Genomic DNA, 18,913 nt, shown 5'->3' on the forward strand with positions numbered 1-18,913 from the left:
ACACAATATATCATGACATATATTTTTCGTCAATTATCTTTAAATGAAATTAATTTTCTTTTCAAAGCAAAAAAAAGCCGGAAAATCCGACTAGTTTTTATCGCCCGCGATCGCGTTTTCATGTCTGGCAATCGAAGCGTACGCGTCCGGCCGCATCGAAGTGAGGAAAAGATAGAGAATTTCCACCACCAGAGTCGCTGATACCCGCGAAAAGCAGTATCCGTCAAGAAAGACTTTTTCACGCGTCGCCGTCGTGATATGAAAATCGCAGCGTTTCGCGACCGACGACTGTTCGTTGTTCGTAATCGCGACCACCGTCGCTCCCTTTTCTTTCGCCGCCTCAATCGTCATGACGACTTCGCGCGATTCTCCCGAATTGGAAATGGCGATCACCACATCCTCTTTCCCTAAATTGTACGTAAAGCCGACCTGGGCTTCCCAAATTGTCTGCGCGACCGCCAGAATGCCGATTTGATTCAGCTTAAACGCGCCGTCGAGTGCGACCGGAATCGTGTTGCCGGCCGCGACAAACTGCACAATTCGCGCTTGATTGACGCGCGTAAGAACCGCATCCAGCACGGCTGGGTCCATCATCGAAACGGTTTGTTTGAGCTCTTCCGTTTTATTCGCCAAAATATTTTGCAGCGACTGCTCCATCTCGCGCGCCGAAATGCGATTCGACAAATTCGTATCGGTCAGATGGGCGTCCACCATTTCCTTCGCTATTGATATTTTCAAATGATGAAATCCCTTGGCGCCGATCTTCCTGCAAAACCGGGAAACCGACGCCTCGCTCGATCCGGACGCTTGCGCCAGCTCTCCCACCGTCATATCAACCACTTTATCATAGTGGTTGATCATATATTTCGCGATCTTCTTCTCCGATTCGAAAAAAGAATCATAGCTTGAACAAATCGTGTCCATTATCGTTTTTTCCATTGCCGCCTCCGTATCGAAATTTCATGTCCAGCAAGCCCATGAATATTGTTTTCACGTCCATCATAAAATATTTCAACAAAAAGCACAACAAAAGCCCGCCAAACGCGGGCTCCCGTTTTATTCGTTTTTCAGCAAAAACGACATATCCTTCTCGATTTTTTCCCCAATTCTTGGATCGACCCGTCGATCCTCGATGACTTGCACGACATCCAGTCCCGCGTTCCTTGCCGCCTGTACGCCAATGGACGAGTCCTCGAGCACGAGCGCCTTGTCCTTCGGGGTGCCGGTGAGCGCGAGCGCCTTTTCATAAATGTCGGGCGCCGGTTTGACATGCTCGACATCGTCGGCGTTGACCATGACATCGAACAAGTCAAAGACCCCGGTCTTTTTCAAAATATCGGTGGCACGTTTTTTACGGCAGCTGGACGCCAGCGCGATTTTCTTTCCATCTTTTTTCAGCTGTTCAAGCACTTCCTTGACGTACGGCAGCAAGTGCAAGTCGCCTTTGTCCAGCGATTCGTAAATAAAATCCTCCCGCACTTGAAACAATTTGCCATACAGCGTCGGATCGTGGAACTGGTCGACAATGAACTGCTCGCACGACATCGCGCTTTTCCCGTTCCACGAAGCGATAATGGCGTCGTCCACATGCAAACCATACGCCTCGAACGCCTTTTTCCAGCCAATCCGGTAAATATCCTCGCTATTGACAAGCAACCCGTCCATGTCGAAAATGAACGTGTCGTAGTCCTCTCTCCAGTTTTTTTCCATCAAGCAAACCTCCCCGCCTGAAGGATACCACATTTGTCACGCACGATAACCCGCAATGATCTCCACCAGTTTTTTCGCCTCGTTCGTCACCGCGTCGAAATCGCCTGTTTTCGCGCCCTTCGTCAGCGATCCGCCAAGGCCAACCGCCACGGCGCCCTGGTCGAGCCAGTCCTTCAAGTTGTCGGCGCTCACGCCTCCAGTCGGCATGAACTGCGCCTGCGGCAGCGGGCCGTGGAACGCCTTGATCGCCTTGGCGCCATACAGCTCGCCTGGAAACAGCTTGATGATGTCGGCCCCGTATTGGAGCGCGTCCGCGATTTCCTTGACCGTCACCGCGCCCGGGAAGCACGGTATTTGGTACAAGTTGCACAGCTTCATGATGTCCTTGTCAAAATGCGGGCACACCACAAAGTCGGCCCCGGCCAAAATGGCGAGCCGGGCGCTCACGATGTCCAGCACCGTGCCGGCGCCGACGACCATGTCCGGCTTGTCCTTGTTGGCCTCCTTGATTTTGGCGATGACCTGCTCGGCGTGCGGGATCGTGAACGTGATTTCCATCAGGTGGATCCCGCCCTTGTAAATGGCGTCCACCATCTTGTTTACTTCCTCAAAGCCGGCGCCGCGGATGACCGCGACAAGCTTTTCCTTTTTTAACGTTTGTATCGTTTCCAGTTTACCCATTGTCTTTCTCCTTAAAAATCCATATCTTCCTCGGCCAGATCCATCGGGGAGTGGTGCCAGACGTTGACGCCCTCCTTGCCCTGGTACGAAACGAGGTCGGGAATGTCGTGAAACGGCGTGCCGATGATTTGATGGTTGATCGTTTCCAGCACCATCGGCATGTTCAATCCGCTTAACACATACACGTTGTCTTTGCGCGTCTCCTCCATTTGATTCGTGATCAGCAGAGACTGGTTGTAAGGGCTCGCGTTCAGCAAATCCGTCATGACGATGACGCCGTCGCCCTGGTCGACTTTGTCGACCGCCGTGTTGATTTTGGCGCCCAGCGCCTCCACGTCGTCCCCTAAATTCAGGTTGACGCATTCCATATTGTCTGTGACCCCGAAAATGACCTGGGCCGCGCTTTTAAATCCTTCGCTCAAGTTTCCATGAGCGGCAAGTACGATTCCTAACATACGATTCCTTTCCTGTTCAAGCCAGCCACCGCGTGACTTGCTCGATATTGTTTTGGTTGATTGTTTTAGCGTGAAGCTGTTTTGAGCTCAACACGTAGCGGTCTGCCTGCTTGCTGGCGGCAAACACGCGCTCCACGCCCTCCTGACTGACTCGATGCAGCGGCGCGTCGGCTCCTACGCAATCCAGAAAAACGAGCCGGCATCCTTTTTTCGCGTTCAGGCTTTTTTTCAATTCTTTAAACGAGCCGTGCGCCCTCTCCACAAAGACGAACGCTGTCGATTTTGGCGCGCATTCCACCATGTTGAGCATCGCCAAAATCGAGGATGTGTTACGCACAAGCGAAGGCGAGACGGACGATCCGTCGCGGATCATCCGCGCCCATCCAAACAGAAGCAGAAAGCCGAGTCCGAAAACCACGACGCCAACGCCTTGGACTTTCATACGGAAGAACATCCCGGCAAGCGCGATCGTCGCGACAAGCCAGCACGCGATATCAAGTCCTAGTTTGCGCATCGTCTTTCGTTTCACGTCCTGTACGTCGAGCAAGTCCAAATCGCCAAGCACGGGTCTTGCGCCTTCGAAGTACGTCACGATGATTTGGTCCGCCTTTGCCGGATCATGCACGACGACACGGTATGCCGGCTCTTTTTTCGTGCCGGTGTTCTCGACGCGCACATCGGCGTCGAGCGCCTGCAAATCGGTCGCCAGCGCCCGGACGAATTTTCGCTTTTGACGTTTCGTGTACCGTTGCCGAAACAAGTACTGGTAGTGAAACAGCCAGTCGTTCCAGCGTTCGGATCGTTTTTCCGCTTCCATACGCGCTCCTTTCTACAAGTCGAACTTCTTCAAAATTTCCTTCAATTCCGTTCTTGGAAGAGACGGCGTGGCTTGGAAGTAAATGTCCTCCACCCCGTATTTCTCGTTCATTTCCTTCAGCAGCAGCGCGTCGTTCTTGTTCAAATACACCGCCTTGGTGACCGGCAAATCGGTGGCCGGATCCTTTTTCGCGATGCCGCCGATGTTTAGCTCCTTCATTGGCACGCCGTGCTTGACAAGCTCGTACATGACGCCAACCGTCTTGGCGATCAAAATACAGCTGTAATCTTTAAAGTTGAACTCGTCCCAGTAGTATTTCGCCTTGTCCGGCGTGATGACGATCGTCTTTTGTCCGGTCCGTCCGCCCGCGCTCTTGTACAAGCCGCGCATGAATTTGTCTTTCGCCACGACTTCGTCCACCACGAAGATGGAATTGACACCCGCTTTTTGCGACAACGTCGTCATAACCTGCCCGTGAATTAAACGCTCGTCCACCCGAGCCAAATTGATTTCTCCCATGATACACTCCTTTATTATGTTTTTTCTTCTTTACAAAATACCAATAGCGGCTAAAACGATCAGGATCAATGTCAGCCACAGCAAGCCGTGCGTGACTTTCAAGCCTTTCTTCTGATAGAAGAAGTAAACGCCCATGACGACGGCAAGCGGCAGGATGCCCGGAATGATGGAATCCAGCAGTTCCTGGAGCACGAATTCACGTCCGGACAAGTTGAACGCCAGCGACGACGTGACTTTGACGTAGTTTCCGGCCAGGATGCCCATCATGAACATACCAAGCACGGACAGCATTTCGATCGCCGACTGAATCGCCGAGCTTTGAAGCAAGCCAGTCGCGTTGCGTCCCATGTTGAACGACTGGTGCGCCAAAAACAAGCCAAGCGCCAGCTGGTACGTCGCGAAACAGATGAACGGGAAGATGGCGCCCATCGGGCTGCCTTGCTGCGCCCACGGAATGGCCATCGCGATAAAGATGTACTGCACGGTACCCGAGTCGATGGCGTCTCCAATGCCGGCCAAAGCGCCCATCAAGCCCGCCTTGGTGTTATAAAGCAAGTCGTCGGACATGAGAATGTCCTCGTGGTTGTACTGCTCGGCGGCGCGCTGCGCCTCCATGCTCGCCATCAGGCCGGTGATGACGCCGCCGCCCCACGACAGCTGGGTGTTGAAGAACAGCAGCTGGCGCTTGTACGCCTTTTTCAGCTCTTCCGGATCTTTATACAGCTTTTTCAAAATCGGCATCATCGCATACAACAGCGATGGCGCGACGTATTTTTCAAACGAGTGCGGGATCTCGTTGGCAAAGTGCCAGCGCACATACGTGCGGGTGATATCCTTTTTCGTCAATGTTTCAGGTTTTTGATCTATATTATTGTTTGTGTTCATACGTTTGCTCCTTAAAAACCATCGTCGTAGTCGTCGTCATCGTCTTCGATCACGCCTTCGACTACCATTTCCGTAGCCGCTTTGGCGGCCGGCTGGCGTTTCAGCTGCGAGTAGATCACCGCGATAATGACGCCAAGAACGGCGTAGGTTACCATCGTGATCTTGAGCGAGGCGAAAATAACCGACATAAAGTAGGCGAGGAAGAAGAACACCATCAAGTCCTTGCGGCCGATGACGTAAATCGTCGTCGCGATACCAATCGCGGCCAATCCGTTTCCTACCACCTGCAAAATGTGGATGAACGCCGTGCCTTCCAGCGCCGCGATCGCGTTGGCGATCAACGGAACGCCCAAGTACAAGGCGATAAAGATCAGCGGAACGTACAACACGAACGACACGATCGTCGGATACGTGATGATCGAGCGGGAAATGGCTTTCTCGTCCATCTTCTCCACGGCCCGGTCCGTCGCCTGGCCGACAAACGTGTTCAGGAAGAAGCGGAACTGGTACAAGTAGCCGCCAAGCAGTCCAACCGGCACGGCGATGGCCACGGCTTCGGTGGCGTCCAAATCGCCTAACAGCGCGACAGGCACCGCGATGGCCGCCGCGACGCAAGGCTCGCTTGGCATCGAGCCGCCTGGCGAGAACACGCCCATGTAAATGAGCTGCAAAGCGGCCGTGACGATCATGGCGTCTTTGACCTGATTCATGACGACGCCGCAAATCAGACCGGTCATCAACGGACTAAAACGAAGGGTAAGGGTGGCGCCTCCAAGCAGCCATCGGGACATGACCGCCGCGACCCAGAGGGCGATAATCAAGCTTTGAGTGATACTAAGTGTTTCCATATGTGTTTACCTATGATTTTGTTTTTTCTCTATTGTTCTTATTGATAGCGCGTCATGTAGTCTTCCAGCCGCAACAGCTTGTCTTTTAAAATGGCTGGATTGATTTCGATTGGAATCAGGTGGACTTTTTCCTTGCCATCCATGAACGCGACGATTTGGTCGACGACTTGCTCGTCTTGCGGATACAAGTTCATTTGATGCATCGAAAGCGGCAGCTTCAGCTCTTTGTACATCGGCATCAGCGCGTCGATTTCGTCCCATTTGTCTTCCAGGGCGAGCTGGTACAAAATGCCGTACGCCACTTTCTCGCCATGCAAGTACTCGTGGCTGGCCGGGATGTATTTGCCCATGCCATCATGCAAGGCGTGGGCCGCGGCGTTGCGCGCGTACTTGTCGCCCAGACCGCCAACCAGTCCGGCCACCGCGATGATGATTTCCGACAACCGGACGAATTCGTCGGAAACGACTTTGTGTTTCATGTCCTCGATCGCTTTGGAGCCATCGTTCAAAATGGCTTGCCGGCACACTTCGGTGGCGGCTTTGGCCATTTGCAGGAACGGCTCGTTTTCCAGCGACGACTGCTCGAGGATGGCGACCGACTCGTACCATTTCGCCAGCGTGTCCGCCAGTCCGGCGATAAAGTATTCAACCGGCGAGTCGATGACGAGATTCGGATCGGTAATCAGGAACGCCGCCTGCCGCTTGTAGTGTTCGGATTTGCCTTCGGCTTCCCCGTTTTCCTTGTACATGACGGACAACGGCGTCCATGGCGCGCAGTTGCTGGCCAGCGTCGGGATGACGCCATACGTCACGTTGGACAGATGGCCGGTGACGCCGACGAGGTCGCACAGCTTGCCGCCCCCGACTCCGATGACGAAGTCGATGTTGTTGTCTTGGATGATTTGGTCGAGGACGCCCGCTTCCTGGTAGCTGCATTCGCCGCTGTAGGTGTGATAGACGAAACGATAATTCGGATCGTTCAAAAAGGTGAGAAACGGCTTGGCGACTTGCCAGGAGCGCGTTCCGTGCACGATGAGCACGTTTTTGGCCTGATGTTCTTTCAGCAGACTTGGCACTTCGTTTTCGATCGCCTTGTCGCAATACATGTAGTATTCAGGGCCGCATTTGATTTTCATATTGTTCAGCATATTTTTTTCCTTCTTTGGTTCTTTATGATGGGTTTCTTCGATGAATATGCTATAGTGGGAGTACAGAAGAGCTTACAGGCTGGACCGCGCGGTCCGGGCATTCGCCCCTTACCGCTTTTTCGATGTCATCCACGCATTTCAGGCCCATGTTTTCCAGACACTCCATCGTATAGGCAGACGTGTGGGGCGTCACGATCACATTGTCGAAACGCAAATACGGATGGTCGGCATGTCCCGGTTCCACTTCGAGGACATCCGTCGCGAATCCCGCGATCTTTCCTGATTCCAACCCTTCTACGACGGCTTGTTCATCCACAAGCGCCCCCCTGGCACTGTTGGAGATGTACACGCCGTTTTTCATTTTTTCCACTTCTTCAAAAGAAAGCATATGATAGTTGTCTTCGTTCAAGCTGGCGCACAGGCAAATGACGTCGCTTGTTCGAAGCAATTCATCCAGTTCCACTTTTTTCACGCCGTAGGTGTCCATCGTCAGCTGGTCCACGTTGGGATCGTACGCGCACACCTCACACAAAAATCCGCCGCGCAAGATTTGCGCCACCAGACTGCCGGTGTTGCCGATTCCGATCAGGCCGGCTTTTTTATGGAGCAGCGAGTGGCCGACGTATTGGGCCCGCTCTTTCCAGCGGTCGTTTCGGGCGGCGGTGGCGGACTGCCACGTCTTGCGCATCAGCGCCAGCAAGTTGGCGACGTTGTTTTCCGCGACCGCGTCCCGCTCGACCAAGGCAGAAACAATCGAAACGAGCGTGTCGTGGGCTTTGGCCGCCTCCAAGTCGATGTTGTTGTAGCCAATGCCGTGACGGGAAATCAACAGCAGCTTGTCCTTGTTTTCGAAAAACGTCTTGTCGAAAAACGGGGTGACGCTGGAAATGATCAAGTCGTATCCGTCCAGCAGCCGCGCCAGTTCTTCGCCGGGAATGTTTTGATCAACGGTGAACCGCTTGACTTCGCCAATTTTTTCCAGCCGCTTCACATGTTCGGGAAAGATTCGTCCAAAGCTGCTCGAGTTGACGAGCGCGATTTTATGAGGCTTCGTCATGTCACTTTTCCTCTTTGACGATGGAATGCCCGCCAAATCCTTTGCGCATGGACGCGACGACTTTGCCGGTGAACGTGTCGTCTTCCAAACTGCGGTTGCGCATCATTTGCGCCATCGCGATGACAGGAACCGGCACTTTCAAATCCAGCGCCTCCTCGATCGTCCACTGGCCTTCGCCGCTGGAGAACATGACGCCTTTGACGCTTTCCAGATTCGGATCTTCCTGGAACGCTTCTTCCATGAGCTCGACGAGCCAGCTTCGGATGACCGAGCCGTGGTTCCACAGTTTCGCCACTTTGGCGTTGTCATAGTCGTATCGCGAGTGCTCGAGCACGTCGAAGCCTTCCGCGATGGCTTGCATCATGCCGTATTCGATGCCGTTGTGCACCATTTTCAAATAATGTCCGCTGCCCGGCTTGCCCGTGTACAAGTAGCCATCGGGCGCCGCGGTCTTTCGGAAAACGTCTTCCACCACTTCAAACGCTTCCGGATCGCCGCCGATCATGTAGTTGGCGCCATAGCGCGCCCCGCTCATGCCGCCCGAAGTCCCGGCGTCCAGGAAATAGATGCCGTGCTCCTTCAGCAAATCGTAATGTTTTAGCGAATCCTTGTAGTTGGAATTGCCGCCGTCGATGACGATATCGCCCGGCTTCAAAAGTTCGGCCAGCTTGCGCATCATGTCGTCGGTGATTTCACCGGCTGGCAGCATGGACCAGACGATGTTTCTTTCGCTGCCGTCCAGCAGCGCCTCGACACTTTCCGCCACGGCAATCCCGTCTTTTTTCGCTTCGTCGCGCGAATGGGCGTCGATATCGAATCCGACGACGTCGATGCCGTGTTCCAACATGTTCCGGCTGATGTTCAGCCCCATTTTTCCAAGACCGATCATTCGTACTTTCATGATTGATCTCCCTCCTTCATTCATTCAGTGGTACCGCTTACACTGTTTATTATAAAAAAAGTTTTTATGTTGTATACTCATATGACTAAAAATTTTTTTCAATTATTTTGATAGACGAAACGGGTTTTTCGGGTTAAAATTCTAATATAAAAATTATTTTCAGATATTCAACGTTTTGCGATGAAAAGACGAAAATATAATTCAATGGAATTAAAAAAAAGAAAAAAATTTTCAAAACGGAAAAGGAAGTCAAAATCATGAATAAAGAATTTTACAGCCGTCTCGATTCCATCTATCCAGACATGTCCCCGACCGAGCGGAAAATCGCGGACTATTTAAAAGACGCCGACGCCAACACGTGCTATTTAAGCATTCAGGAGCTCGCCAAAGCCATCGACGTTTCCCCTTCCGCCATCTCGCGTTTCACCAAGCGCGTCGGCTTCAACAGCTATCAGGAAATGCGGCTGATGCTCGCCGACACGCAGGAAAATACGAAAGAGGTGTTTTTTCCTGAAATCGACGAAACCGACTCGATCATGAACATCGCCAAGGCGTCGTTTCAAAACGGCATCAGCTCTTTGTCGTCGACGCTGGCCATTTTGAACGAGGACTCTTTGACGCGGGCGCTCGCCATCTTGACGAACGCGAGAAAATGCGGCATCTTCGGACTGGGCGCCTCCAAAATCATGGGCGAGGCGGCGTGCCAGCGTTTTTTGCGCACATCGCTCGATACCCGCTTTTTCGCCGACTACCACATGCAGCTGATGCTGTCGGGCACGTTGACGCCGCAAGACTGCGCGCTTGTCATTTCCCATACGGGGCGCAACAAGGATATTTTGCGGATCGCGGATATTTTGCGCGAAAACAAAGTGCCGACGATCGTCGTGACGAGCAGCGCCTCGGCGCCGCTCACCCGTAAATGCGACGTGTTCCTCTTTTGCGTCAGCGAGGAGACGAAATACCGGCCGGAAGCCATTTCGAGCAGCATTTCCCATCTCATGCTTATTGACACGCTGTTCACGTTGTACGCCATCAAAACCGATTCGAATCCGGAGTACTTTACCCGGATCCGCAAAATCGTCAATTCCACGCGCCAGTAATTTTAAAAACTGGCGCTTTTTTCAGTTCCGTTTAAGGTTTTTGGCTTACAGTACAGGTATGGAAACGATTTTTCAGCGCTATGAGCAAAAATACATTCTTTCTCCAAACGCCTTTCAGCAGCTCATGCACGCTTTGCGCGGCCGCCTGCAAGAAGACCGGTACGGACGCTATGTCGTCCGCAACGTGTATTACGATACGGATGACTTCGCGATGATCCGCCGTTCCTTATCCAAGCCTGGCTACAAGGAAAAGCTGCGAATGCGCCAATACGAGGGCTCGCCGTACGTATTCATCGAACTGAAAAAGAAAGTGGGAAAAACCGTGTACAAGCGGCGGATGCTTACGCACGCGCCCATCCGGCAAATCAAGCGCGAGATTGAGTGGTTTTTAAACACCACGCACGCGCTTCCAAAAGTCGCGATCAGCTACGACCGGCAGGCGTTCGTTTCAGCGGACGATCCCGATTTGCGCATCACGTTCGACGCTCGTGTCCGGTTTCAATGCGACACGTTTGATTTTCTTCCTCACGACACGGAACGGCTTTTGTTTGAACAGGAAGAAATCATTATGGAAATCAAAACAAAAAACGCCATTCCGGTGTGGCTTGGCCAAATTTTAAGCGCGCTGAAAATCTTTCCATGTTCATGCTCCAAATATGGCATGATTTATTCCCGTTATTTAGCAAAGGAGGGTGTATGTTCACCAGTTTCATTGATTCCAACGCGCTGACGGTCACACAGTTCGCAACGTGTCTGGCCGCGTCTTTGTTTTGCGGCTTCGTGATTGCCGGCGCGTATACGATTAAAAACACGTATTCAAAAAGTTTCATTTCGTCCATCGTCCTGCTGCCGGCCATCATCCAGACGATTATTCTGCTCGTCAATGGAAATCTTGGCACGGGTGTCGCGATCATGGGGGCGTTCTCGCTTGTCCGCTTTCGCAGCACCCCGGGCACGAGCAAGGAAATGTCGACGATCTTTTTAGCGATGGCGGTTGGCCTGGCGACCGGTATGGGGCAAATCGGCTTCGCCTTGTTTTTTACGGCCGCGATGAGCGCGCTGTCCGTTGTCCTCCACCTTTCCCGCTTTGGCGAAACGCCGGCAAGGCGCAAAACGCTGAAAATCACGATGCCGGAAACGATCGAGTCGGTGGACGTGTTCGATTCGGTGCTGCGCGAGTACACGACGTCGTTTTCCTTGCGGCGCCTGAAGACGAGCAACCTGGGCTCGTTGTTCGAGGCGGAATACGAAGTCGATTTAAAAAAGAACGTGGCGTCCAAGGCGCTGATCGACGACTTGCGCATATGCAACGGCAACCTGCCGATTTCCTTGTACACCGCCGTGGCGATGGAGGAATCGCTATGAAAAAGTTCGGGTTGATCGCGCTGCTCGCCCTGGCTGGATGCGCCGCGCCGGCAACCGGAAGCCAGACAACAACGGAACAAACCCCATCGAACGAAACCGCATCCGCGAACAGCCGCACCCTTTCCGGCACCGTGGAAGAACCGGTCGTTATCGACAGCGAGGGCGATGTGACGGTCACGCTGGAGGACGCGGATGTGGATTCGATTATGATCCAAAACGCGAAAAGCGCGACCATCGTTTTAAAGGGCGATTCGATCGTGCGTTCCGCGACGGGCGGATCCAGTTCAGAGGAGGACGCGAAGGCGGCCATCTATGCCGACTGCCCGCTTGTGTTGAAGGGAGAAGGATCGTTGACGATCGAGGGCGCGGCCGACCATGGCGTGTTTTCCAAAGACACGATCACGATTGAGTCGGGAACGTACGCCATTTCGTGCGCCAATGACGGCATCAAGGGAAAGGATGGCGTAACGATCCAGAATGGCGCGATCAACGTGGAATCGGGCGACCACGCCATCGCGTCCACGAAAAACAAGGATGGCGAGCTTGGCTCCATCTCGATCGAGGGCGGGACGCTGACGCTGAACGCGCAAGGTGACGGCTTGCACGCGACTGGCCCGGTCGTCGTAAATGGTGGCACGCTGACGATTGACAGCGCGCAGGAAGGCATCGAAGGCCAGACAGTGGCGATCCATGGCGGGAACACGACGATCACGGCCGCAGACGACGGCATCAACGCCAGCGATCCAGACGGAAAAGATACAGACGGCATGGATCCGTTTTCCCAGTCGTCTTCGGATTGTCTCATTGAGATCACGGGCGGGCAGACGAGCGTGACGGCCAATGGCGATGGGCTGGATTCAAATGGCTCGCTGCGGGTATCGGGTGGCACGACCTTCGTGTATGGCCCGGAAAGCGGCGGCGATTTCGCGCTCGACTTCGACCAGGAAGGCACGTTTACGGGCGGCACGCTGGTCGCGAGCGGATATGCGGGGATGGTGGAAACACTGGATAGCGAATTCCCTTCGCTGATGGCCGGCTTGCCGCAAAGCGCTGGTTCGAACGTGCAAATTGAGCAAAACGGAAAATCCCTGCTTTCGTTTACCCCGACGCACGCTTTCGAAGTGCTGCTCGTATACGATGGACAGTTCCAGACGGGCGACTCGCTTTCGGTGCTTGGCGAATCGGTGACGTTGTCGCAAGGCGTCAACACGATTGGAAACGTGCAGGAAGGACCGGGACCGCAAGGTGGTTTTGGAAATCCACAACCACCCCGGCGATAAGACCGTTAAAACGACGGTCTTTTTTGATGACGTAAAAAATCGCCCGCCAAGCGACGAGCGATTCGATACTCCATCCTATTTAACGCAAAGATTCCATTTCCTTCTTCAAAGCCTGGACCTTCTCGACTGAAAGCCCGGTTACTTTCGCAATGACCTCAACAGTAAATTGCTTTAGATCCAGCATCCGGCGAGCTGTGGCGAACACAGCTTTCTCATAGCCGGACTCATACACGCCCATGCTCAAATTGCACATATCTTTCCCCTTCTTATTGGATCACTTTGCTGTGATATTCCGATTGCTCCATTTCTTTCTTCAAAGCCTGCACATCTTCGATTGAAAGCCCGGTATCTTCCGCGATTTCTTCAATCGTCAACCGATTGCGCTTTAACATCCGGCGAGCCGTGGCGAACATAGCTTTCTCATATCCATCTTCATACCCATCCACATGTCCGGATTCATACACGCCCATGCTCAAATTGCACATATCCTCTACCTCCTTATTGAATTTCTCCGTCATTGGGATCTTGTACTCTTCCTCCAGGATCCTTTTCTTGTCGGCCGCTTCCATCGTGTTCGACAATAAAACATCCAGCATCTTGAAAATCCCTTCGTATCTTTCCTGTTTTTCATCGCCCAGCGTGATCAGGATCCCCGAAATCAAATCGTAGTTTTCCGGGTTTCTTTTCATGTTCCCCGCCACGCGTTCTTCCGTGATATGGTAATGGTTCATACTGTTCGCGCATTCCTGCGCCGGATCGTTGCAAATCCAAATCGAATAGCACTTTTTGATCTCTCCATAGCGCGAGTTTTTGAACTCCGTTCCATACTGGCGCGAAACCATCCGGCACATGTTGTACACCATCCGCGATTCCAGCGGATAGCCCGGATAAAACTTGTTTTGCGCTTCCAGATCGACAAAAACCTTGACTCTCTCTCGGCTTTTTGGAAGCAGCACATGAAACAAAATGTCGAAAGCGGTCGTTCCTTCCAAAACGCTCGCGTCTTCCGTGTTCATCCCAACGATCCGCGACGTGTCCCGATGCAAAGGGACGGCGCTCACATACGGCGTCCCTTCGATATAGAACGACTCGATGTCCTCGACGTCGATATCCTTAAATTCCGGAATACACGCTTTCACGATCCGGGCCAAAACCGATTTTTCCGACAACAGCCGCTTGCACGCCGCGTCGTACGCCGCCCGGTACTCGGTGCTATCCAAACTTTCGGAAAGCGAGTTTTTCTTCCATCCATACAATACCACATCCTCCCGGATAAAGGATGGTCTTGATGTTGCCGCAAACGGAAATGCCATCATTCATCCCGTCCTTTCCTCATCCTGTTCCGGCTTGGTTTGTGTTTGTTCATAAAGAATCCCCTCCTATCTCTTCCTTGTTGAAACAATCATACCATAAATACAGAATGATTGTTTTCTTTTTTGCTTTTATCCATAAATATTATAAGTATATATAATAAAAACACCCGCCGAAGCGGGTGCTTACAATTCATTTGGATTAAGAAAGGCTTTCTTCGACTTCCTTGTTCATTTCGTCGAGTTTCGCTTTGACTTCAGCCACTTTCTTTTTCGAAAGCGGGTACCAGAAGATCAAAATCAATGCGATCAAAGCGTATCCAACGGCTGGCACACCGGTTGTCACGGCGTAGATCGCGTCTGTGACTTCCTTGGTTTGCACGATAGCCTGTCCGCCCGTGCTGACCTGATAGCCGATGGCGCTGATTACAAATCCGCCCAGTCCGCCGGCAAGCGCCTGACCGATTTTACGCGAGAACGAGTATACACCGTAAATCGTACCGCCATCGCAAGAGCCGGTCTGTACCGTCTGGTAGTCGATGATGTCGGAGATGAACGCCCAAATCATCAGGTTGAACAAACCGGAGCCCAAGTTGGCCAGCAGCAGGAACGCGCAGTATACCCAGGCGTTCGTGATTTTCGAGAAAAACAAGATGGCGTAAATCGCGGCCGAGAACAGCAGTCCGGCTGCGGACGCTTCCTTCTTGCCAAATTTTACCGTGATCCAGCCGGAGAATGGGGCGAGCAGCAGCGTGCAAGCCGTTCCGAGCAAGCCGGCAACGGACATCGCGCCAATGTTTTTGAAGTAGTCCATGTACAAGTACATGTTCATCGACTGCGTCATGAGCATCGCGAGCAGCAACGCGATCGCCGCCACGATAATCGAAACGAGCGCGCGGTTTGTCGCAAGCGCCTTCACAAGCTCTTTCGCGGACAGCTGTTTTTGATCCGCGTTGTCCACGATGATCCGCTCAGTCGACCACTTGTAGCAAATCGTGTAGCAGATCAGCGCCAGGATGGCAAATACGCAAGCCACCATGAACACGCGGTCGCCTTGCAGGATCTGGTTGCCAGCCGCATCTGTCGTGTAAATAAAGAGCGGCGTCACCGAACCGACGATCATGCCGGCCAGCGCGGCTCCAATCGAGCGGAATGTCGAAAGCATTGTACGCTCTGCCGGCTTGTCGGTGATTGCCGAAGCCATCGAACCATACGGAATGTTGATGCCTGTATAGCAGAAGCTTCCCCAAAGAATGTATGTGATGAAGATGTACGCTACGCGCACGCCATATGGCAGTTCCGCCACCCAAGGCACGAACAGAAGCACGCCCGCCGCCACGACTGGCAGCATCATGCGCTTGATCCACGGACGGTAGCGTCCTTCCGCTGTCGGCTTGCTGCGGTCGACGATACGACCCATACCGATGTCGGTGAACGCGTCCACGCACCGGCTTACTAAAAACAGCGTTCCGACCAGCGCGCCCGGAATTCCCAATACGTTAGTGTAAAATACCATCAAAAAGCTGGACGCCATAATGAAGAAGAAATCGTTTCCGAAATCTCCACACATGTAGGCGATTTTGTCTTTCAATCCGAATGGCTTTTGAGCCGCCTCTTCTTCCTGCTGGAGCACGGCTTTTGTTTTCGCATCTGAAACATTCAGCATAATTTATATTCTCCTTTTCATTTTTAATTGAAGCAAATTCACAAAGGAACCCCTCTTTCTCTTTGTGAAAGCCCTAACATCGTTAACACATTTAGAATATCACTTGTGAAACTTTAAACATACTACGTTTCTTGCGATTCTGTTTGCATTTCTTGTTCATTAAGTAATTATTAAATATATATACTTATACTCTGAATCCTGCCTTTTCTTCGTGGTTTTTATATTTGTTTAACTTTTTACTTTAAGTGATCTAAAACAATTTTAACAATCTGTAAAAAAAGCGGACCCTTGTATGAGGATCCGCGGTATTTATAAATGACTTCCTTAAACTTCCTTATTCATCGCGTCAAGCTTAGTTTTGATTTCCGCCATTTTCTTTTTCGAAAGCGGGTACCAGAAGATCAAAATCAGCGCAATGATCACAAAGCCAATGGCCGGAACACCCGTCGTGACCGAGTAAATCGCGTTCGTTACCGAGGCGCTTTGCACGATGGCTTGTCCTGTGCTTACCTGATAGCCAATCGCGCTGATCACGAAACCGCCCAATCCGCCGGCAAGCGCCTGGCCGATCTTACGCGAGAACGAGTACACGCCATACACCGTTCCGCCATCGCAAGAACCTGTCTGCACCGTCTGGTAGTCGATGACGTCGGAAATGAACGCCCACAACATCAAGTTGAAAATTCCCGATCCCAAATTGGCGAACAGCAGAATTCCACAATATACCCACGCGTTTTGAATGCGGGCGATAAACAAGAAGGCGTAAATGGCAGCCGAGAACAGCAGTCCGACCGCGGACGCTTCCTTCTTGCCAAATTTCGCGGCGATCTTTCCGGAGAATGGCGCAAGCAAAAGCGTGCAAACCGTCATCATCATACCGGCAACGGACATCGCGCCGATGTTTTTAAAGTAATCCATGTACAAGTACATATTCATCGACTGCGCCAAAAGCATGGAAAGCAGCGAAACGATGGCAGCCGCGATCATGGAAAGCAGGGCGCGGTTGGTCGCGAGAGCCTTCACAAGGTCTTTTGCGGACAGCTGTTTCTGACTCGAATTGTCCACGACAATGCGCTCGGTCGACCATTTATAGCAAATCGTATAGCAGATGAGTGCCAGAAGGGCGAATACGCACGCCACGATGAAGACGCGGTTTCCTTGCAGCACCTGGTTGCCCGCCGCATCTGTCGTATACACGAACAACGGCGTCAGCGATCCGACAAACATACCCGCCAGGGACGCGCCAATCGAACGGAATGTCGAAAGCATCGCGCGCTCGCCCGGCTTGTCGGTAATGGCCGAAGCCATCGAGCCGTACGGAATGTTGATACCCGTATAGCAGAAACTTCCCCAAAGAATGTAAGTAATAAAGATGTAGGCGACACGCACGCCGTAAGGCAGGTTGGCCACCCAAGGCACGAACATCAAAACACCGGCCGTCACGACAGGAATCATCATCCGTTTGATCCATGGACGGTAACGCCCTGCGGCCGTTGGCTGGCTGCGGTCCACGATCCGTCCCATCCCGATGTCGGTGAAGGCGTCCACGCAGCGGCTCACCAAAAACAGCGTACCGACTAAAGCGCCCGGAATTCCAAGAACGTTTGTATAAAACACCATCAAGAAGCTGGATGCCAAAATGAAGAAGAAATCGTTTCCGAAATCCCCGCACATGTAGGCGATTTTATCTTTCCAGCCAAAAGGTCTATGCGCGGCGCGCTCTTCTTCCTGACGAAGCGCCGCTTTTGCTTTCGCATCTGAAACATTGATCATATTTTGAATCTCCTTTTCTATGTTTCCCGGCCCGCTTTGGTTAACGTCTTCAAAAGAAAGCCAGACTTCGCGTCTCTTTTGAAAGCGCTAACACGACGAGCACATGAGATACAATACTAGAATTCGTCCGAATTGAATACTGCGTTTTTTGTTATGCATATTGCAAAAATTGTGCACATGTTTTGCAATATAAGTACATACATAAACGCAATGTAAGCGGTTTAAAGCGGCTTTTGCCTATTTAGTTAAGCGATTATAAAACAATTTTTATAATGTGCAAAAATTGACGCAAAAAAAAAGAGATCCCCTCGTTGGAGCGAAATCTCTTGTGCGGCTCAGTTGAAGAGTCCCGCCATCAAAAACACAAGAAGAAACGGGATTTCCAAAACGGCCAGCATGCGCAAATGGCTGCGCCACGTCAGGGCCAAATACCCGACGAATTCGCGAAGCAAGGCGTTCAACGTAAAATACCACTTCGTCTTCGAACCGTATCCCACGCAGTCGACACCGGCTCTGCGGGCGAGGGCGAGGGCGCGGAACACATGGTAGCGGGTTGTCACAATCGCAATGTTCGCCTTCGGATCGTCGAGAAGGGCGTAGGAAAACGCCAGATTTTGTTCGGTGTTTCTGGAATTCGACTCCTGGCGCATCCGGTTGGGATCGACGCCTCGTTCCACGCAATATGCATACATCGCTTCGCTTTCGGAAATCGTTTCCCCCTCGCCCTGGCCGCCCGACAAAATCAAAACGGCATGGGGATTTTCGTAAAGCAGCTTGATGCCCAGGTCGATGCGGCTCGCTAACAGCGGCGTCACTTTTTCCTGCAAAATGCCCGCGCCAAGCACGATGATCGCATCCAGATCGTGCCGCTTTTTCCAATGGATGAGATTGAGCATCGCGGAAAAACAAAAAATCGTCAGCACGCTGAGCAAATACGTGACCGCCATGCCAACCGCCCCGTAAACCAGGACGCCAACCGGACTGCTCGCGCCGGAAAAAGCCAATGGAAACGCGACGACGTAAACAAGAAGTCCGAACGCGAACGCCAACGATAGAAAGTTGCTCCATCGAAACCCTTCTTTAAACAAAATACGGATGCCTTGGACAAAAAAGGTGAGAATGACCGCGAATGGAAAAAACAGCAGCCCGAGCACGACGACGCCAAGCAAAACGCTCAACGCCATAAACAGCGCCTGATGGCGTACGATCCAATCCGAATACTGGAATCCGATGGTCACCACGAGCAGCCCGCTAAAAACGAGCATCCAGAAAAAGGAAAAACCGCTCCACAATGTTCGGGGCTTGTATTTCATGACACCCCAAAACACCCCGATGGAGACGAGCCACAACAGGCCCATAATCGTTATGAAATGCATAGATCTCCTCCGTTTTTTCTCA

Annotated in this window: 20 protein-coding genes; 4 read left to right on the forward strand and 16 right to left on the reverse strand. The window is 52.2% G+C overall.

Annotated features, from left to right (window positions below):
* Nucleotides 1-90 precede the first annotated feature (90 nt).
* From E5336_RS09805 to gnd, 11 genes are all read right to left on the reverse strand, one after another.
* Complete coding sequence (locus E5336_RS09805; protein WP_135980941.1) at nucleotides 91-939, reverse strand: MurR/RpiR family transcriptional regulator; 849 nt, start codon at nucleotides 937-939, stop codon at nucleotides 91-93.
* A gap of 117 nt (nucleotides 940-1,056) precedes the next feature.
* Nucleotides 1,057-1,710 carry an HAD family hydrolase gene (locus tag E5336_RS09810; protein ID WP_168353634.1) on the reverse strand — a complete coding sequence of 218 codons (654 nt, stop codon included), beginning with the start codon at nucleotides 1,708-1,710 and terminating at the stop codon, nucleotides 1,057-1,059.
* 36 nt (nucleotides 1,711-1,746) lie between these two features.
* Entirely contained in the window at nucleotides 1,747-2,391 is a 645-nt protein-coding gene (locus E5336_RS09815) for a bifunctional 2-keto-4-hydroxyglutarate aldolase/2-keto-3-deoxy-6-phosphogluconate aldolase (RefSeq protein ID WP_135980943.1), read from the reverse strand.
* An 11-nt stretch (nucleotides 2,392-2,402) separates the two neighbouring features.
* On the reverse strand, nucleotides 2,403-2,846 hold the full coding sequence (locus E5336_RS09820; RefSeq protein ID WP_135980944.1) for a PTS sugar transporter subunit IIA: 444 nt from the start codon (nucleotides 2,844-2,846) through the stop codon (nucleotides 2,403-2,405).
* Between the two features lie 16 nt (nucleotides 2,847-2,862).
* On the reverse strand, nucleotides 2,863-3,663 hold the full coding sequence (locus tag E5336_RS09825; RefSeq protein WP_135980945.1) for a hypothetical protein: 801 nt from the start codon (nucleotides 3,661-3,663) through the stop codon (nucleotides 2,863-2,865).
* A gap of 12 nt (nucleotides 3,664-3,675) precedes the next feature.
* The gene (locus E5336_RS09830; RefSeq protein ID WP_135980946.1) at nucleotides 3,676-4,182 is read right to left on the reverse strand and encodes a PTS sugar transporter subunit IIB; all 507 of its coding nucleotides are present in this window, start codon (nucleotides 4,180-4,182) and stop codon (nucleotides 3,676-3,678) included.
* Nucleotides 4,183-4,212: 30 nt separating this feature from the next.
* Entirely contained in the window at nucleotides 4,213-5,067 is an 855-nt protein-coding gene (locus E5336_RS09835) for a PTS system mannose/fructose/sorbose family transporter subunit IID (protein WP_135980947.1), read from the reverse strand.
* Between the two features lie 11 nt (nucleotides 5,068-5,078).
* Nucleotides 5,079-5,915, reverse strand: a complete 837-nt coding sequence (locus tag E5336_RS09840; protein ID WP_135980948.1) for a PTS mannose/fructose/sorbose/N-acetylgalactosamine transporter subunit IIC — start codon at nucleotides 5,913-5,915, stop codon at nucleotides 5,079-5,081.
* A 38-nt stretch (nucleotides 5,916-5,953) separates the two neighbouring features.
* Nucleotides 5,954-7,063, reverse strand: a complete 1,110-nt coding sequence (locus E5336_RS09845) for an iron-containing alcohol dehydrogenase family protein (RefSeq protein ID WP_135980949.1) — start codon at nucleotides 7,061-7,063, stop codon at nucleotides 5,954-5,956.
* A gap of 49 nt (nucleotides 7,064-7,112) precedes the next feature.
* Nucleotides 7,113-8,120 (reverse strand): D-isomer specific 2-hydroxyacid dehydrogenase family protein, encoded by a 1,008-nt coding sequence (locus tag E5336_RS09850; protein ID WP_135980950.1) that lies wholly within the window; start codon nucleotides 8,118-8,120, stop codon nucleotides 7,113-7,115.
* A 1-nt stretch (nucleotide 8,121) separates the two neighbouring features.
* Nucleotides 8,122-9,021, reverse strand: a complete 900-nt coding sequence (gene gnd / locus E5336_RS09855) for a phosphogluconate dehydrogenase (NAD(+)-dependent, decarboxylating) (protein ID WP_135980951.1) — start codon at nucleotides 9,019-9,021, stop codon at nucleotides 8,122-8,124.
* A gap of 257 nt (nucleotides 9,022-9,278) precedes the next feature.
* Here gnd and E5336_RS09860 point away from each other — a divergent pair, with 257 nt between their 5' ends.
* Genes E5336_RS09860 through E5336_RS09875 form a run of 4 tightly spaced genes read left to right on the forward strand, consistent with a single transcriptional unit; the run spans nucleotide 9,279 to nucleotide 12,766 of the window.
* Nucleotides 9,279-10,121 (forward strand): MurR/RpiR family transcriptional regulator, encoded by an 843-nt coding sequence (locus E5336_RS09860; RefSeq protein WP_135980952.1) that lies wholly within the window; start codon nucleotides 9,279-9,281, stop codon nucleotides 10,119-10,121.
* Nucleotides 10,122-10,179: 58 nt separating this feature from the next.
* Nucleotides 10,180-10,851, forward strand: a complete 672-nt coding sequence (locus E5336_RS09865; RefSeq protein ID WP_135980953.1) for a polyphosphate polymerase domain-containing protein — start codon at nucleotides 10,180-10,182, stop codon at nucleotides 10,849-10,851.
* Complete coding sequence (locus E5336_RS09870; RefSeq protein ID WP_135980954.1) at nucleotides 10,818-11,486, forward strand: DUF4956 domain-containing protein; 669 nt, start codon at nucleotides 10,818-10,820, stop codon at nucleotides 11,484-11,486. Before E5336_RS09865 ends, E5336_RS09870 begins: the two co-directional genes overlap by 34 nt.
* Nucleotides 11,483-12,766 (forward strand): carbohydrate-binding domain-containing protein, encoded by a 1,284-nt coding sequence (locus E5336_RS09875; protein ID WP_168353635.1) that lies wholly within the window; start codon nucleotides 11,483-11,485, stop codon nucleotides 12,764-12,766. The genes E5336_RS09870 and E5336_RS09875 overlap by 4 nt, the downstream gene beginning before the upstream one ends.
* A 79-nt stretch (nucleotides 12,767-12,845) precedes the next feature.
* Here E5336_RS09875 and E5336_RS12455 read toward each other — a convergent pair whose 3' ends face one another.
* From E5336_RS12455 to E5336_RS09895, 5 genes are all read right to left on the reverse strand, one after another.
* Nucleotides 12,846-13,004 carry a hypothetical protein gene (locus E5336_RS12455; RefSeq protein ID WP_168353636.1) on the reverse strand — a complete coding sequence of 53 codons (159 nt, stop codon included), beginning with the start codon at nucleotides 13,002-13,004 and terminating at the stop codon, nucleotides 12,846-12,848.
* A 28-nt stretch (nucleotides 13,005-13,032) separates the two neighbouring features.
* On the reverse strand, nucleotides 13,033-14,082 hold the full coding sequence (locus E5336_RS09880) for a hypothetical protein (protein ID WP_135980956.1): 1,050 nt from the start codon (nucleotides 14,080-14,082) through the stop codon (nucleotides 13,033-13,035).
* Nucleotides 14,083-14,278: 196 nt separating this feature from the next.
* Nucleotides 14,279-15,742, reverse strand: coding sequence for an MFS transporter (locus tag E5336_RS09885; RefSeq protein ID WP_135980957.1), 1,464 nt, complete (start codon nucleotides 15,740-15,742; stop codon nucleotides 14,279-14,281).
* Nucleotides 15,743-16,066: 324 nt separating this feature from the next.
* Nucleotides 16,067-17,515: an MFS transporter gene (locus E5336_RS09890; RefSeq protein ID WP_135980958.1), complete on the reverse strand. Its 1,449-nt coding sequence runs from the start codon at nucleotides 17,513-17,515 to the stop codon at nucleotides 16,067-16,069.
* A gap of 335 nt (nucleotides 17,516-17,850) precedes the next feature.
* Entirely contained in the window at nucleotides 17,851-18,891 is a 1,041-nt protein-coding gene (locus E5336_RS09895) for a YdcF family protein (RefSeq protein WP_135980959.1), read from the reverse strand.
* Between the last annotated feature and the right edge of the window lie 22 nt (nucleotides 18,892-18,913).

Source organism: Dubosiella muris (genome assembly GCF_004793885.1).
Classification (GTDB): Bacteria; Bacillota_I; Bacilli_A; order Erysipelotrichales; family Erysipelotrichaceae; genus Dubosiella; species Dubosiella muris.

What these genes read in the sequence shown, in the direction of transcription:
- E5336_RS09850 (WP_135980950.1), bottom strand. Translation starts at nt 8,120, where the DNA reads ATGACGAAGCCTCATAAAATCGCGCTCGTCAACTCGAGCAGCTTTGGA.
- E5336_RS09835 (WP_135980947.1), bottom strand. Translation starts at nt 5,067, where the DNA reads ATGAACACAAACAATAATATAGATCAAAAACCTGAAACATTGACGAAA.
- E5336_RS09820 (WP_135980944.1), bottom strand. Translation starts at nt 2,846, where the DNA reads ATGTTAGGAATCGTACTTGCCGCTCATGGAAACTTGAGCGAAGGATTT.
- E5336_RS09825 (WP_135980945.1), bottom strand. Translation starts at nt 3,663, where the DNA reads ATGGAAGCGGAAAAACGATCCGAACGCTGGAACGACTGGCTGTTTCAC.
- E5336_RS09890 (WP_135980958.1), bottom strand. Translation starts at nt 17,515, where the DNA reads ATGATCAATGTTTCAGATGCGAAAGCAAAAGCGGCGCTTCGTCAGGAA.
- E5336_RS09805 (WP_135980941.1), bottom strand. Translation starts at nt 939, where the DNA reads ATGGAAAAAACGATAATGGACACGATTTGTTCAAGCTATGATTCTTTT.
- E5336_RS09815 (WP_135980943.1), bottom strand. Translation starts at nt 2,391, where the DNA reads ATGGGTAAACTGGAAACGATACAAACGTTAAAAAAGGAAAAGCTTGTC.
- E5336_RS09870 (WP_135980954.1), top strand. Translation starts at nt 10,818, where the DNA reads ATGTTCACCAGTTTCATTGATTCCAACGCGCTGACGGTCACACAGTTC.
- E5336_RS09880 (WP_135980956.1), bottom strand. Translation starts at nt 14,082, where the DNA reads ATGATGGCATTTCCGTTTGCGGCAACATCAAGACCATCCTTTATCCGG.
- E5336_RS09885 (WP_135980957.1), bottom strand. Translation starts at nt 15,742, where the DNA reads ATGCTGAATGTTTCAGATGCGAAAACAAAAGCCGTGCTCCAGCAGGAA.
- E5336_RS09895 (WP_135980959.1), bottom strand. Translation starts at nt 18,891, where the DNA reads ATGCATTTCATAACGATTATGGGCCTGTTGTGGCTCGTCTCCATCGGG.
- E5336_RS09810 (WP_168353634.1), bottom strand. Translation starts at nt 1,710, where the DNA reads ATGGAAAAAAACTGGAGAGAGGACTACGACACGTTCATTTTCGACATG.
- E5336_RS09875 (WP_168353635.1), top strand. Translation starts at nt 11,483, where the DNA reads ATGAAAAAGTTCGGGTTGATCGCGCTGCTCGCCCTGGCTGGATGCGCC.
- E5336_RS09840 (WP_135980948.1), bottom strand. Translation starts at nt 5,915, where the DNA reads ATGGAAACACTTAGTATCACTCAAAGCTTGATTATCGCCCTCTGGGTC.
- E5336_RS12455 (WP_168353636.1), bottom strand. Translation starts at nt 13,004, where the DNA reads ATGGGCGTGTATGAGTCCGGCTATGAGAAAGCTGTGTTCGCCACAGCT.
- E5336_RS09845 (WP_135980949.1), bottom strand. Translation starts at nt 7,063, where the DNA reads ATGCTGAACAATATGAAAATCAAATGCGGCCCTGAATACTACATGTAT.
- E5336_RS09830 (WP_135980946.1), bottom strand. Translation starts at nt 4,182, where the DNA reads ATGGGAGAAATCAATTTGGCTCGGGTGGACGAGCGTTTAATTCACGGG.
- E5336_RS09865 (WP_135980953.1), top strand. Translation starts at nt 10,180, where the DNA reads ATGGAAACGATTTTTCAGCGCTATGAGCAAAAATACATTCTTTCTCCA.
- gnd (WP_135980951.1), bottom strand. Translation starts at nt 9,021, where the DNA reads ATGAAAGTACGAATGATCGGTCTTGGAAAAATGGGGCTGAACATCAGC.
- E5336_RS09860 (WP_135980952.1), top strand. Translation starts at nt 9,279, where the DNA reads ATGAATAAAGAATTTTACAGCCGTCTCGATTCCATCTATCCAGACATG.